Source organism: Marilutibacter chinensis (genome assembly GCF_021725675.1).
Taxonomy (GTDB): domain Bacteria; phylum Pseudomonadota; class Gammaproteobacteria; order Xanthomonadales; family Xanthomonadaceae; genus Marilutibacter; species Marilutibacter chinensis.
Map to the genome: position 1 here is coordinate 94,823 of NZ_JAKJPO010000008.1, position 14,322 is coordinate 109,144.

Genomic DNA, 14,322 nt, shown 5'->3' on the forward strand with positions numbered 1-14,322 from the left:
GGACAACCTCATCGCGGCTTACGCCGCTCCTACCAGGCTCCCGCCCGGCTGCGGGCTGCGGAGTCCCGAATCCCCGTAATAGTGTCCTCCCGCGCGGCATGCCACCATCGCCGCATGTCAGGACACCACCATCACCATGACGGTACCCGCGCGTTCGCCGCGGTGACCCTGGTCAACCTCGCCTATACCGCGCTGGAGGCCGGCTACGGCTTCGCGATCAATTCGCTGGCGCTGCTGTCGGACGCTCTGCACAACCTCGGCGACGTGCTCGGGCTGGGCCTGGCCTGGGGAGCGGCGGTGCTCGCCCGCCGGCCGCCGACCGCCCGCCACACCTACGGCTGGCGCCGCGCGACCCTGCTCTCGCCATTGGCCAATGCGCTGCTGCTGGTCGCGTTCTCCGGGGCGCTGGCATGGGAGGCGATGCGGCGTTTCAGCCAGCCGCCGGAAATTCCGGCGATGACGGTGATCGTGGTCGCGGCGATCGGCATCGCCGTCAACCTCGGCGGGGCCTGGCTGGTACGCGACGGCCACGATCACGATCTCAACCGCCGCGGCGCGTTCCTGCATCTGGTCGCCGACGCCGCGGTGTCGCTCGCGGCGGTGCTCGCCGGACTCGGCATGGGCTGGCTCGGCTGGGCCTGGCTGGATCCGGCCACCGCGCTGCTGATCGGCGCGGTGGTGGCGATCAGCGCGTTCGGACTGCTGCGCGAAAGCTTCAACGCGGCAATGGACGCGGTGCCGTCCAGCATCGACCAGGACGAAGTCCAGGCCTTCCTGCTGGAGCAGCCCGGCGTATCGGCCGTGCATCACCTGCACATCTGGTCGCTCGGCGCCGGCGAGATCGCGATGACCGCGCACATGGTGCGGCCGGATTGCGGCGACCACGACGCCTTCATCGACCGCCTGAACCGGGCCCTCGACGAGAAGTTCGGCATCAACCATCCGACCCTGCAGGTCGAGCACGGCAACGCCTGCGAGCACGATCGCCACGTGCGCGCGCCTCACGGAGGCTGAGCCGCACCGGCGGCGGTCGTGCCGGGCCGCAGCACGGGCAACGAACGCGCCGTTTCTGCCGCCCGCCGCCTCCCGGTTGACAAGCCCCGCTATAATCCCGCGGTTACCGACACAGGACCGGAGCCGGCGATGCTCAACGAGATCAAGACTGATGCCAAGACCCGCATGGCCAAGAGCGTGGATGCGCTCCGCCACGATCTGACCAAGGTCCGCACCGGCCGCGCCTCGACCGCGCTGGTCGACCACCTGAAGGTCAACTACTACGGTTCCGACATGCCGCTGACCCAGGTCGCCAGCGTCGCGGTCACCGACGCGCGCTCGCTGACCATCACGCCCTGGGAGAAGCAGATGGTCTCGGCTGTCGAGAAGGCGATCATCAACTCCGACCTCGGCCTGACCCCGAACACCGCCGGCACGGTGATCCGCATCAACCTGCCGGCGCTGACCGAGGAGCGCCGCCGCGAACTGACCAAGGTCGTCCACGGCGAGGGCGAGAACACCAAGGTCGCGATCCGCAACATCCGCCGCGACGCCAACCACCAGGTCAAGGAGCTGCTGAAGGAAAAGCAGATCACAGAGGACGACGTGCGCCGCAGCGAGGAGGAGATCCAGAAGCTGACCGACAGCGCGATCAAGGACGTCGACGACGTGGTCAAGGCCAAGGAACAGGAACTGATGGCGGTTTGACGGGTCTGTCCGTCGACCAGATGGCCTCCGATCCCGCCAATACCGCGCCGGCCGGCATCCCCCGCCACCTGGCCGTCATCATGGACGGCAACGGGCGCTGGGCCGAGCGCCGGCGGCGCCCGCGCATGATCGGCCACCGCGCCGGCGCCCGCGCGGTGAATGTCTGCATCGACTTCTGCCTCGAGCGCGGCATCCGCGCGCTGACCCTGTTCGCGTTCTCCAGCGAGAACTGGGCGCGCCCGGAAGAAGAAGTCGGCGCGCTGATGAAACTGTTCCTCAACGCGCTCGAACGCGAAGTCGAGGAACTGCACCGCCGCGGTGTCCGGATCCGCTTCATCGGGGAGCGCGCGCGCTTCAGCGACGCGATCCGCCAGCGCATGGACCACGCCGAGTCGGTCACCGCCGGCAACCGGCGGCTGCACCTGAACATCGCCGCCAGCTACGGCGGCCGCTGGGACATCGCCCAGGCCGCGCGGTCGCTGGCCGAGGACGTCGCCGCCGGCCGGCTGGCCCCGGCCGACATCGACGAGCGCCTGCTCGGCTCGCGCGTCGCCCTCGCCGACCTGCCGCCGCCGGACCTGTTCATCCGTACCGGCGGCGACCTGCGGATCAGCAACTTCCTGCTCTGGCAGCTCGCCTACACCGAACTTTGGTTCACCGAGCTGCTGTGGCCGGAGCTGGACGCGACGACACTGCAGGTCGCGCTGGACGACTATGCAGGCCGCCAGCGCCGCTTCGGCCTGACCGGCGCCCAGGTCGCCGGCCGCGAGCCGGTCGCCCAAGACAACGAGAATTCCGCATGACCCGTACCCGCCTGCTCGCCGCCCTGGTGATGGCGCCGGTGGCGATCGCCGCCATCCTGCTGCTGCCCACGCCCTGGCTGATGGCCCTGGCGGCGGTGGTCTTCCTCGCCGGCCTGTGGGAATGGTTCGACCTGGCCGAGGTCGACGACAGCCTCGCCCGCTCGGTGCTGCTGGCGGCCAACCTCGCACTGATGGTCGCGCTGGTCTGGGCGTCGCGCTCGGGCAATGGATTCAGCTTCGTGCTGTTGCAGATCGCCACCGTGATCGGCGTGGTCTGGTGGCTGCTGGCGCTGGCCTGGCTCGGCCGCTACCGGTTCGCCAGCGACCATGCGACCCACGCCCGCGCGATCAAACTCGCCGCCGGGACCCTGAGCCTGGTCCCGGCGTGGTGCGCGCTGGCGTGGATCCACGCCGACAACGGCGACGCCGGCCATCGCTGGCTGCTGGTCGCGCTGGCGATCGTCTGGGCCGCCGATTCCGGCGCCTACTTCGCGGGCCGGCGCCTCGGCGGCAGGCTGTTCAAGGGCCGCAAACTGGCGCCGCGGATCAGTCCGAACAAGACCTTCGAGGGCCTGCTCGGCGGCCTCCTCGCGGGCGTCGCGGCCGGCGTCGGCTTCGGCCTGTTCGCCGGCGCCCCCCCGGCACAGTTGCCATGGGTGGTGCTGGCCAGCGTGATCGCGGTTCTGTTCTCGGTGATCGGCGACCTGTTCGAAAGCCTGCTCAAGCGCCACGTCGGGCTCAAGGATTCCGGCCACCTGATCCCGGGCCACGGCGGCGTGCTCGATCGCCTCGACGGCGTGCTGGCGGCACTGCCGGCGTTCGCGCTGGCGAAGGCGATGTTCGGGTTCTGAGAATGCCGGCCGCCTTCTCCCGCCTCGAAGTCGCCGTCCTCGGTGCGACCGGTTCGATCGGCAGCTCCGCACTCGACGTGATCGCCCGTCACCCGGACCGCCTGCGCGCCAGCGTGCTCGCGGCCGGGCGCAACGTCGGGGCGCTGCTCGATCTGTGCCGCCGCCACCGCCCTCGCCACGCGGTGATCGACGACGCATCCGCGTTCCCGGCGCTGCGCGACGGCCTGCGCGCGGCCGGCCTGGACACCCGGGCGCATGCCGGCGACGCGCTCGCGGCGCTGGTCGCCAGCGATGCCTGCGACACCGTGGTCGCGGCCATCGTCGGTGCCGCCGGACTGCCGTCGACGCTCGCGGCGGCACGGGCCGGCAAGCGCCTGCTGCTGGCCAACAAGGAATCGCTGGTATTGGCCGGCGAGCTGCTGATGCGTACCGCTCGCGAAGGCGGGGCGACGATCGTGCCGATCGACAGCGAGCACAACGCGATCTTCCAGTGCCTGCCGGACGCGCATGCGCGCGGCGGCCTGCGCCGGATCGTACTCACCGCCTCCGGCGGCCCGTTCCGCGGCCGCGGCCGCGACACGCTGGCCGCGGTCACCCCCGAACAGGCGGTCGCCCACCCCAAATGGTCGATGGGCCCGAAGATCTCGGTCGACTCCGCGACCCTGATGAACAAGGGCCTGGAGGTGATCGAGGCCCACCACCTGTTCGGCGTGCCCGGCACCCGCATCGACGTGCTGGTGCACCCGCAGAGCCTGGTCCACTCGCTGGTCGAGTTCATCGACGGTTCGACCCTCGCCCAGCTGGGGTTGCCGGACATGCGGACCGCACTCGCGGTCGGCCTGGGCTGGCCGGAACGGATCGAATCCGGGGTCTCCGGCCTGGACCTGCTCGCCCAGGGTGGCCGCCTGGATTTCGAGGCGCCGGACCAGGAGGCCTTTCCGTGCCTGCGGCTGGCATTCGAGGCGCTCGCCGCCGGCGGCACCGCGCCGGCGACCCTCAACGCTGCGAACGAGGTCGCAGTTTCAGCCTTTCTTCAGCGCCAGGTGGGTTTCCTGTCGATACCCGCCCTGGTGGAGGACACCCTGGCAGCACTGCCCCCGATCGCGGCGGACACCCTCGAGGTGCTCGCCGAGGCCGATCGCGAGGCGCGCCGCCATGCCGAAGCCGCGGTCACGCGTCTGACCTGATCCCCGCCCCGACTCCCGCCCCGCAGATGACCTCCCCAGCCCCTTCGCAGATCCACGGTGACCGCCATGGCTGAGTTCCTCGGTTCGGCCTGGTGGCTGATCGTCAGCCTTGGCGTGCTGGTGACGATCCACGAATACGGCCACTTCTGGGTCGCCCGCCGCTGCGGGGTCAAGGTGCTGCGCTTCTCTATCGGCTTCGGCAAGCCGCTGTGGATGAAACGCGGCCGCGACGGCACCGAATACGTGATCGCGGCGATTCCGCTCGGCGGCTACGTGAAGATGCTGGACGAGAACCAGATGTTCCAGGACGGCGGCGACAGCGCTCCCGGCGAGGAGGAGCTGGAACAGTCGTTCAACCGCAAGCCGGTCTGGAAGCGGATCGCGATCGTCGCCGCCGGCCCGATCGCCAACCTGGCGCTGTGCGTGGCGCTGTTCTGGGGGATGTTCGTGATCGGGCGGCCGGACTATGCGCCGGTGGTCGGACAGGTCGAGCGGATCGCCGCCGAGGCCGGCCTGCAGCCCGGCGACACCATTCGCGCCGTCGGCAAACGCGAGACCCCGACCTGGAGCGAGGTGCAGATGGCGCTGCTGCCGGCGGCGCTGGACCGTACCGACGTCGACCTGCGGGTCGAGGATGCCGAAGGCCAGGGACGCACCGTCGAGCTGCCGCTGGGCGGTCTGCCCGAAGACTTCGACGAACGCGATGCGATCAGAGTGATCGGCCTGCTTCCGCGACACGCGCTGACCCCGGCCGTCGTCGGCCAGGTCGAACCGGAGCTCGCGGCGTGGGGCATCCTGGCCGAGGGCGACCTGATCACCGCGATCGACGGCGTACCGATCCGCAGTTGGAACGACATCGGCCCCGAGGTCCAGAAACTGGGCGAGCGTGGCGGCACGGCGATGATCGAGGTCGAGCGCGACGGCGAGCGGCTTGCACTGGAGATCCAGCCGCGCCTGGCGACGGCCGAGGACGGTCGCCAGTACTGGGCGCTGGGAGTGACCTCGCCGGAACGCGGCCGGGCGCCCAAGGACGCCCTGCTCCGCTACGGTCCGGTCGAGGCGGTGCCGGCGGCCTTCGCCGAGGCCGGCCACCAGGCCCGCGAGCTGTTCGCGATGATCGGCCGGGCCTTCACCGGGCGGGTCTCGGTCGAGAACACCGTCGCCGGGCCGATCACCATCGCCCGCGCGACCAATGCCTTCGCCGGCCAGGGCATCGCCTGGTACCTGTCGATCCTGGCCCTGCTGTCGCTCAGCCTGGGCATCTTGAACCTGCTGCCGATCCCGATCTTGGACGGCGGTCACCTGCTGTATTACCTTATCGAGCTGGTCAAGGGCAGCCCGGTGAGCGAGCGCGTCATGGCCGCCGGGCAATATGTCGGCCTCGCATTGATCGCGGGGCTGATGGGTCTGGCGTTCTACAACGACATCGTGAACAACCTGATCCCATGATGCCGGCACCCCTGACCTCCCGACGCCCGCGCTGCGGGCGTTATGCATCGCACCCGGCATCCGCTTGCCGGGGGCCGTGTAGCCGAACCTCCAACCGGACGTGATGATGACGCGAACCCCGACCCGCCGCCTGCTCGCCCTTGCCCTGTCCACCGCGCTGTATCCGGCAACGGCCCTGCCCACGATGGCACAGACGACGGCGCCGGCCCTGCCGAGCCCGTTCGATCCCGCGGCCGCGGCCCCGGCCACCGGTTTCACCGTCAGCGACATCCGCGTCGACGGCCTGCAGCGGATCGCCGCCGGCACGGTGTTCACCTACCTCCCGGTCGAGCGCGGCGACGTGATGGACCAGGCCCGCGCCGGCGAGGCGATCCGCGCCCTCTACCGTACCGGTTTCTTCGAGGACATCACCCTGTCGCGCCAGGGCGACATCCTGGTGGTGACCGTGCGCGAGCGCCCGGCGATCAACAAGCTGACCCTGACCGGCAACAAGGACATCCAGACCGAGGACCTGATGAAGGGCCTCAACGAGATCGGCCTTTCGGAAGGCAACACCTTCGACCGGCTCGCCCTCGACCGGGTCACCCAGGAGCTGACCCGCCAGTACAACAACCGCGGCAAGTACAACGTCGAGATCACACCGTCGGTGACGACGCTGGACCGCAACCGCGTCGACCTGACCATCGAGGTCAAGGAAGGCAAGGCGGCCAAGATCCGCCACGTCAACCTGATCGGCAACGACAGCTTCGAGGAAGAGGACATCCTGGAGAACTGGGAGTCGCGCGAGAGCAACTGGCTGAGCTGGTACCGACGCGACGACCAGTACTCGCGCGAGAAGTTCTCCGGCGACCTGGAGAAGCTCAACTCCTGGTACCTCGACCGCGGTTACGTCGATTTCAGCATCGACTCGCCGCAGGTCTCGATCAGCGCCGACCGCCAGGACATGTACATCACCGCCGGCGTGACCGAGGGCGACAAGTACACCGTCTCCAGCGTCGAGGTCACCGGCGATACCGTGCTGCCGAAGGAGCAGATCGAACGGCTGGTGCTGGTCAAGCCCGAGCAGACCTTCTCGCGGCGCCTGCTCGAGGTCAGCTCCGACGCGATCACCGCGACCCTCGGCAACGTCGGCTACGCGTTCGCGCAGGTCAACACGATTCCGGACATCGACCGCGAGAACAAGACCGTCGGCGTCAACCTGCAGGTCGTTCCCGGGCCGCGCGTGAACGTGCGCCAGATCGTGTTCAAGGGCAACACCCGAACCGGCGACGAGGTGCTGCGCCGCGAGATGCGCCAGTTCGAGGGCGCCTGGTACTCGCAGGCGGCGATCGACCGTTCCAAGATCCGCCTGCAGGGCCTGGGCTTCTTCGAGGAGGTCAACGTCGACACCCAGCCGGTGCCGGGCAGCAACGACCAGGTCGACGTGGTCTACAGCCTGAAGGAGACAACCTCGGGCAGCTTCGTGTTCGGCCTGGGCTATTCCCAGCTCAGCGGCCTGACCGCGCAGGTCCAGGTCTCGCAGAACAACTTCCTCGGCACCGGCAACCGCATGTCGGTGCAGGCCCAGCGCAGCGACTACCTGCAGCGCTACGACTTCTCCTACGTCAACCCGTACTTCACCGACAGCGGCATGTCGCTGGGCTACAACCTGTGGTGGCGCGAGTACGACTACGGCAACTTCAACACCGCCCAGTACTCCAGCACCAACGCGGCGGCGCAGGCGGTGTTCGGCATCCCGATCACCGAGACCGGCTCGATAACCGGCCTGTTCGGCATCGACAGCAACCAGATCTTCGCGTTCCGCGGCCAGACGCCGGAATCGATCGTCGACTACATCGACGCGATCGGCCAGCGCACCTTCCATGCCTGGCGCGGCGAGATCGGCTGGTCGCGCAACACGCTCAACAACGCGCTGACCCCGACCCGCGGCACTTCGCAGCGGCTGTGGCTGGAGGCCACCCTGCCCGGCTCGACGGTCGAGTACTTCAAGATCAACTACAACATCTCCAAGTACTGGCCGCTGTCGCGCTGGCTGGTCGTCAACACCCGCGCCGAGCTCGGCTACGGCGACAACTACGACGACGCGGTCTCGCGCAACATCTGTTTCACCAACGGCTCGCTCGTCGACGACGACAACGATCCGGACACCCCGGCCGTGTGGGTTCCCGGTCCGGACCCCAGCGATCCCTGCGAGACCGACTCGACCGACTACGTGAAGACGGTCACCGCCGACGGCCTGCCGTTCTTCGAGAACTTCTACGCCGGCGGCGTGCGCTCGGTGCGCGGTTTCCGCGACAACACCCTGGGTCCGCGCGAGGCGCCGTTTGAGGGCAGCACCTACCTGCAGCCGGTCGGCGGCTCGGTGAAGACGGTCGGCTCGATCGAGGCGATCTTCCCGACCCTGTTCGACAGCCCGGCCGCGCGCGTCTCGGCGTTCGTGGATTTCGGCAACGTCTTCGAGGACGTCGATGCCTTCGATGCGGGCGAACTGCGTGCATCGACCGGCGTCGCGCTGCTGTGGCGCTCGCCGATGGGTCCGATCTCGATCAGTTACGCCTACCCGATCAAGAAGGAAGACGACGACGAGATCGAGCGTCTGCAGTTCACGTTCGGCGGTGCGTTCTGATCGTCCTCGCCCGCCGTGCCTGACCGCATGGCGGGGATCTCGATGGAGGCTCCCGCGATGAAGGCACCCGCGATGAACCAGTCCTCGCATACCGTCGCCTCACTGGCCGAGCGTTTCGACCTGGCCGTGCATGGCGACGGCGACACCGTCGTCGAGGGCGTCGCGACGCTGGCCGGCGCCGGCCCCTCGCAGCTGGCCTTCCTCGCCAACCCGAAATACCGCGGCCAGCTCGCCGCCACCCGGGCCGGCACGGTGGTGATGCGCGAGGACGACGCCGCCGGCTTCGCCGGCACGGCACTGGTCGCCCGCGATCCGTACGCGGCGTTCGCCCGTATTGCCGCCCTGTTCGCGCCGGTTCCCGACCGGCCGCCGGGCATCCACGCCTCCGCGGCGATCGATCCCTCCGCCGAGATCGCGGCCGACGCCCACGTCGGCGCCTTCGTCAGCATCGGTGCGCGCAGCCGCGTCGAGGCAGGCGCGACGATCGGCCCCGGCAGCGTGATCGGCGAGGACTGCGTGATCGGCGCCGGTTCCGAACTGGTCGCCCGGGTCACCCTGGTGACGCGGGTCCGTCTCGGGCAACGCGTCCGCATCCATCCCGGCGCGGTGATCGGCGCCGACGGCTTCGGACTGGCGATGGACAACGGCCGCTGGCTGAACGTGCCCCAGCTCGGCGGCGTGGTGATCGGCGACGATTGCGAGATCGGCGCCAACACCACCATCGACCGCGGTGCGATCGAGGACACCGAGCTCGGCGAGGACGTCCGTCTCGACAACCAGATCCAGATCGGCCACAACGTGACGATCGGCGCGCATACGGCGATGGCGGGTTGCTCGGCGGTGGCCGGCAGCGCGAGGATCGGCCGCTACTGCCTGATCGGTGGGGCCGCCGGAGTCCTCGGCCACCTGGAGATATGCGATCGCGTCGTGATCACCGCGATGAGCCTGGTCACCAGTTCGATCCGGGAGCCGGGCGAATATTCGTCCGGAACGCCACTGATGGACAATCGCAACTGGCGCAGGAACGCCGCCCGCTTCAAGCACCTCGACGCGCTCGCCCGCCGTATCCAGCGCGCGGAGCCGTAATGCATCCCGCCGGCGCGGTCGACCGCGCCGGAATGTACCTGCAAGGAAACACGATGAGCTCGACCGTGAAGTTGCCGATTGACGTCACCGCCATCCAGGCGGTACTGCCGCACCGCTACCCGTTTCTGCTGGTCGACCGGGTGGTCGAGTTCGAGCCCGACAGACGCGTGCTGGCCTACAAGAACGTCACCGTCAACGAGCCGTTCTTCAACGGTCACTTTCCCGGCCATCCGGTCATGCCGGGCGTACTCGTCGTGGAGGCGCTGGCCCAGGCCGGTGGCCTGCTGACCCAGCTGTCAGGCGACGGCACCGTCGACGGCCGGCTGTTCTACCTGGTCAAGATCGACAATGCGAAGTTCTCGCGGATGGTGGTGCCGGGCGACAGGCTCGAGCTCGAGGTCACCCTGAAGCGCACCATCCGCAACATGGCCCTTTACAGCGGCGTCGCCCGGGTCGACGGCAAGCAGGCCGCCTGCGCCGACATCCTCTGCGCCGAGGTCGATGCCTGACGATGCGGGCCGCCATCCATCCCTCTGCCATCGTCGAACCCGGTGCCCGCATCGGCGAGAACGTGCGCATCGGCGCCTTCTGCTACATCGGCGACGGTGTGATCGTCGGCGATGGATGCGAATTCGGTCCGCACTGCTCGGTGACGGGTCCTACCACGATCGGCCGCGACAACCGGTTCATCGGCCACTGTGCGGTCGGTGGCGAGCCGCAGGACAAGAAGTTCGCCGGCGAACGGGTCGAGCTCGTCATCGGCGACCGCAACACCTTCCGCGAGTTCGTCACCCTCAACCGCGGCACCGGCGGCGGCGGCGGGGTGACCCGGATCGGCAACGACAACTGGCTGCTGGCCTACACCCACGTGGCGCACGACTGCGTCGTCGGCGACCACTGCGTGTTCTCCAACAACGCGACCCTCGCCGGTCATGTCACCGTCGGCGACCACGTGATCCTCAGCGGTTTCGCCGGTGTCCACCAGTTCTGCCGGATCGGCGCGCATGCGTTCGTCGGCATGGGCGCGTTCGTCAACGGGGACGTGCCGCCGTTCGTGATGGTCGCCCAGGACGGCTACGGCCGCCCGCGCGGGATCAACAGCGAGGGATTGAAACGCCGCGGCTTCGACAGCGCGCGGATCGGCGCGATCAAGCGCGCCTACCGGGCGCTGTACGTGGCCGGCTCCTCGCTGGACGAGGCCCGCGGAAAGCTTGCGGAGCTCGCGAACGAAAGCGAGGACGTCCGCGCCCTGCTCGACTTCATCGAAAGCGGCGAGCGTCCGTTGCTGCGCTGAGGGCTGAGAGCTGCCCTGGTTCTGCGTAGAAGCGGCCCAAGCCGCGACCGGGCCTTCCCATGAAAGCCGGATCGCGGCTTACGCCGTTCCCGCGACTCTAAGGCTCCGGAACCCGGGAGCCGCGGATCTACACGGATGATGCGGATCCTGCCTTTGATGGTTCCGATCCATGTTCATCCGCACGACCCGCGGCTGGCGCTTTTGTTCCGCGGGTCTTCGGGCTTGGCACGACTGCCCACCGGAGCGGGCCGACCGGGCTGCCGCTGCGGCGGATGTCCGCGGAGCCGGTTCCCGGGATCACCGCGATTCTTGCAGCAGCTGTCGGCCCTGCCCGGGGCTGACGCTGTTCTATCATTCCTGCACACGACCACACGGCCCACCGTCTTGTCCCCTGCCCCCGGCCCTCGATCCACCCGCCTCCGCATCGCCCTGGTCGCAGGCGAAGCCTCTGGCGATCTGCTCGGCGCGGGCCTGATCGAGGCGTTGCGACAGCGCTGCCCCGATGCCGAGTTTGCCGGCATCGGCGGCGACCGCATGCGCGCCGCCGGCCTGGACACCTGGCACGACGCCGGCGAACTGGCGGTGATGGGCCTGTCGGAAGTGTTGCGTCATCTGCCGCGGCTGCTGCGCCTGCGCCGCGGACTGCGCCGGCGGCTGCAGCAATGGAAGCCCGATGTCTTCGTCGGCATCGACGCGCCCGATTTCAATCTCGGCGTCGAACGCTGGCTCAAGCAGCGCCGCGAGCACGGCCGACCGCGTACCGTCCACTACGTCAGCCCGTCGGTCTGGGCGTGGCGCGAAAAACGCGCGGCGAAGATCGGTCGCTCCGCCGACTGCGTACTGTGCCTGTTTCCGATGGAACCGCCGATATACGCCCGCCATGGGGTCGACGCGCGTTTCGTCGGCCACCCGCTGGCCGACGAGATGCCGCTGGAGCCCGACCGCGCCGCCGCCCGCGAACGGCTCGGCCTGGATCCGGGTCGTGCGGTGCTGGCGGTGCTGCCCGGCTCGCGGCTCGGCGAGATCGAGCGACTGGGACGGACCTTCATCGAGGCCGCAACGCGGATCGCCGCCGAAATACCCGGACTGCAGGTGGTCGTGCCGTCCGCCAACGCGGCGTGCCGGGCGGCGATCGAACCGCTGCTGGCTGCCTCTGGCGCAGCCGCTACCGGCCCGGTCGACGTCCACCTCATCGATGGCCGCGCGCGCACCGCGATGATCGCCAGCGACGTCGTGCTGCTCGCCTCCGGAACCGCGACGCTCGAGGCGATGCTCGCCAAGCGCCCGATGGTGGTCGGCTACAAAGTCGCGCCGCTGACCTACCGCATCGTCAAGGGGCTGGGCCTGTTGAAGGTCGACAGTTACTCGCTGCCGAACGTGCTCGCGGACGAGCGCGTGGTGCCCGAGCTGATGCAGGACGCCTGCACCGCCGACGGGCTCGCCGGCGCGGCGCTGGCCTGGTTCCGCGACCCGGCCGCGGTCGCGGCGTTGGAACCGCGGTTCGCCGCGATCCATCGACAGCTGCGCCGCGACGCATCGGCGCAGGCCGCCGCCGCGATCGCCGGCCTGCTGGACGCGCCCGGAGGCACCGCACCGGGTGAACTCGCGAGTGGATGACATGGTCGCCGACGCACCGGTGAACGGGGATCTGTTCCGGCTGGATGACGGCGAAGCCCATGTCGCCGGCGTCGACGAGGCCGGACGCGGACCGTTGGCCGGCCCGGTCGCAGTGGCGGCAGTGATCCTCGATCCGGCACGGCCGGTGGCCGGCCTCGACGATTCCAAGAAACTGACCGAGCGCAGACGCGAAGCATTGTTCCCGCTGATCCAGGAGCATGCGCTGGCGTGGCGGATCGTGTTCGTCGAGCCCGCCGAGATCGACACGCTGAACATCCTGCAGGCGACCCTCGAGGGCATGCGGCGTGCGCTTTCCCTGCTGGAACCGCGCCCGCGACTGGCCCGCATCGATGGCAATCTGGTGCCGTCCGGACTGGCATGCGCCGGCGAAGCGGTTGTCGGTGGCGACGGGATCGAACCGGCGATCATGGCCGCGTCGATCCTCGCCAAGGTCGCCCGCGACAGGGCGATGCACGTGCTGCATGCGCAATGGCCGCAATACGGCTTCGATGCCCACAAGGGTTACCCCACGCCAGCCCACCTCGCCGCGCTGGCCGAGCATGGCCCGTGCCCGGCGCACCGGCGCAGCTTCGCGCCGGTGCGGCGCAGTCTCGACCTCGGATGCGTCGTGCAGGTCCCCGGTTGAAACCGGGCGGCACTCGTGCCGTCACGGCCGCCCGACCCGGCTGAACAGGCAGTCGGGGCGGCAGGCCCGGGACGCGCCCGGGGCCCGTTCGTGCCGCCGGACCAGCGCGGCGGCTGATCCTGGTCACGGCGCGTTGGCCCGCCGCGCGCTACCCTGTCGACACGAGAAACGATTGCGGCATCCTCAGGGATGCACGCGCCGGCCCGCCATCCGGCGGCCCGGCCCAGGGGTGCGGCGACGACGCCGGCCCGCCCGCCCCGCAGGCACCGCAGACCGGCGACGGAGGTGTGCCATGCGTACCGCCCTGCTCAATCCACCGACCCCACCGATCCCCTTCGGCGCCGATGCGCCAATGCCCGATGCCCGCAACGCGGTGATGGCGTGGCAGCCCGCCGAGGTCGCGCGTTTCGACGCGCTGCTGCACGAGATTCATCCGGATGCCTTGCGGGTCGACGTCCCCAGGCTGCAGGCCGCCGCCGAGTGGCTGGCCGAGCTGCCTCCCGAGCGCGCCCATGAACTGCTGTCGGATCGTCTGGAACGCATCGAACTGATCCGCGCGATGCTCGCGGACCCCGACTGGGACACCGACGACGGCACCCGCGCCCGCGTCGCCCGGCTGGTCGCCTACATGGACCGCGATGACGACCTGATCCCGGACGGCACCCCGAGCCTGGGCATGCTCGACGACGCCCTGATGCTCGAACTGGCCTGGCCCGCGCTGGAAGCCGAGGTCGAGCAGTATCGGGACTTCCGCGACTACCGCGCCAGCGAGAACCCCGGCGGCGACGCGCAGGCCCGGCGACAGGCGTGGTTCCGCGACCGCCTCGCCGAACTCGAGGAGCTGCGCCACAGGACGCGCGTCCGCAGCGGCCATTACGTCGACACCCGTCCGCCGCCCGACCGCCGTTTCCGGGTTTCGTGAGTCTCCGCGCGGCCGCGGCATCCGGACGATGCGCCGGCCGTGGCCGCGTGAGGGGTCGGGGCGGCGGCGTCAAGCCTTGTGCCCGTGCGGTGGGCTGCTAACCTGCATGCCTGCAAGACGGTCGCTTCCGACCGCGCCAG

General features: G+C 69.7%; 13 protein-coding genes. All 13 read left to right on the forward strand.

The features are described from left to right. Positions 1 to 114 precede the first annotated feature (114 nt). The 13 genes from L3V18_RS12840 to L3V18_RS12900 all read left to right on the forward strand — a co-directional run bounded on the left by L3V18_RS12840 (position 115) and on the right by L3V18_RS12900 (position 14,182). Entirely contained in the window at positions 115 to 1,014 is a 900-nt protein-coding gene (locus tag L3V18_RS12840) for a cation diffusion facilitator family transporter (RefSeq protein ID WP_237055503.1), read from the forward strand. A gap of 129 nt (positions 1,015 to 1,143) precedes the next feature. Next, a complete protein-coding gene (frr, locus tag L3V18_RS12845) occupies positions 1,144 to 1,701 on the forward strand; it encodes a ribosome recycling factor (RefSeq protein WP_237055505.1) in 558 nt (185 codons plus the stop codon). Positions 1,702 to 1,721: 20 nt separating this feature from the next. Beyond that, positions 1,722 to 2,504: a polyprenyl diphosphate synthase gene (gene uppS, locus L3V18_RS12850; protein WP_237055712.1), complete on the forward strand. Its 783-nt coding sequence runs from the start codon at positions 1,722 to 1,724 to the stop codon at positions 2,502 to 2,504. Then, positions 2,501 to 3,355, forward strand: coding sequence for a phosphatidate cytidylyltransferase (locus L3V18_RS12855; RefSeq protein WP_237055507.1), 855 nt, complete (start codon positions 2,501 to 2,503; stop codon positions 3,353 to 3,355). Before uppS ends, L3V18_RS12855 begins: the two co-directional genes overlap by 4 nt. Before the next feature lie 2 nt (positions 3,356 to 3,357). Then, positions 3,358 to 4,542, forward strand: coding sequence for a 1-deoxy-D-xylulose-5-phosphate reductoisomerase (locus L3V18_RS12860; RefSeq protein ID WP_237055509.1), 1,185 nt, complete (start codon positions 3,358 to 3,360; stop codon positions 4,540 to 4,542). A 66-nt stretch (positions 4,543 to 4,608) separates the two neighbouring features. Next, a complete protein-coding gene (gene rseP / locus L3V18_RS12865) occupies positions 4,609 to 5,991 on the forward strand; it encodes an RIP metalloprotease RseP (RefSeq protein ID WP_237055511.1) in 1,383 nt (460 codons plus the stop codon). A 106-nt stretch (positions 5,992 to 6,097) separates the two neighbouring features. Continuing rightward, complete coding sequence (gene bamA / locus L3V18_RS12870) at positions 6,098 to 8,617, forward strand: outer membrane protein assembly factor BamA (protein ID WP_237055513.1); 2,520 nt, start codon at positions 6,098 to 6,100, stop codon at positions 8,615 to 8,617. A 72-nt stretch (positions 8,618 to 8,689) separates the two neighbouring features. Then, positions 8,690 to 9,703, forward strand: coding sequence for a UDP-3-O-(3-hydroxymyristoyl)glucosamine N-acyltransferase (gene lpxD, locus L3V18_RS12875; protein WP_237055713.1), 1,014 nt, complete (start codon positions 8,690 to 8,692; stop codon positions 9,701 to 9,703). 53 nt (positions 9,704 to 9,756) lie between these two features. Then, positions 9,757 to 10,212: a 3-hydroxyacyl-ACP dehydratase FabZ gene (gene fabZ, locus L3V18_RS12880; protein WP_237055515.1), complete on the forward strand. Its 456-nt coding sequence runs from the start codon at positions 9,757 to 9,759 to the stop codon at positions 10,210 to 10,212. Between the two features lie 2 nt (positions 10,213 to 10,214). Further along, positions 10,215 to 10,997, forward strand: coding sequence for an acyl-ACP--UDP-N-acetylglucosamine O-acyltransferase (lpxA, locus tag L3V18_RS12885; RefSeq protein ID WP_237055517.1), 783 nt, complete (start codon positions 10,215 to 10,217; stop codon positions 10,995 to 10,997). Between the two features lie 357 nt (positions 10,998 to 11,354). Further along, complete coding sequence (lpxB, locus tag L3V18_RS12890; RefSeq protein ID WP_425493532.1) at positions 11,355 to 12,614, forward strand: lipid-A-disaccharide synthase; 1,260 nt, start codon at positions 11,355 to 11,357, stop codon at positions 12,612 to 12,614. 1 nt (position 12,615) lies between these two features. Continuing rightward, on the forward strand, positions 12,616 to 13,260 hold the full coding sequence (gene rnhB, locus L3V18_RS12895) for a ribonuclease HII (protein WP_237055714.1): 645 nt from the start codon (positions 12,616 to 12,618) through the stop codon (positions 13,258 to 13,260). A gap of 292 nt (positions 13,261 to 13,552) precedes the next feature. Further along, a complete protein-coding gene (locus tag L3V18_RS12900; protein WP_237055521.1) occupies positions 13,553 to 14,182 on the forward strand; it encodes a YkvA family protein in 630 nt (209 codons plus the stop codon). The last annotated feature ends 140 nt before the right edge of the window (positions 14,183 to 14,322 follow it).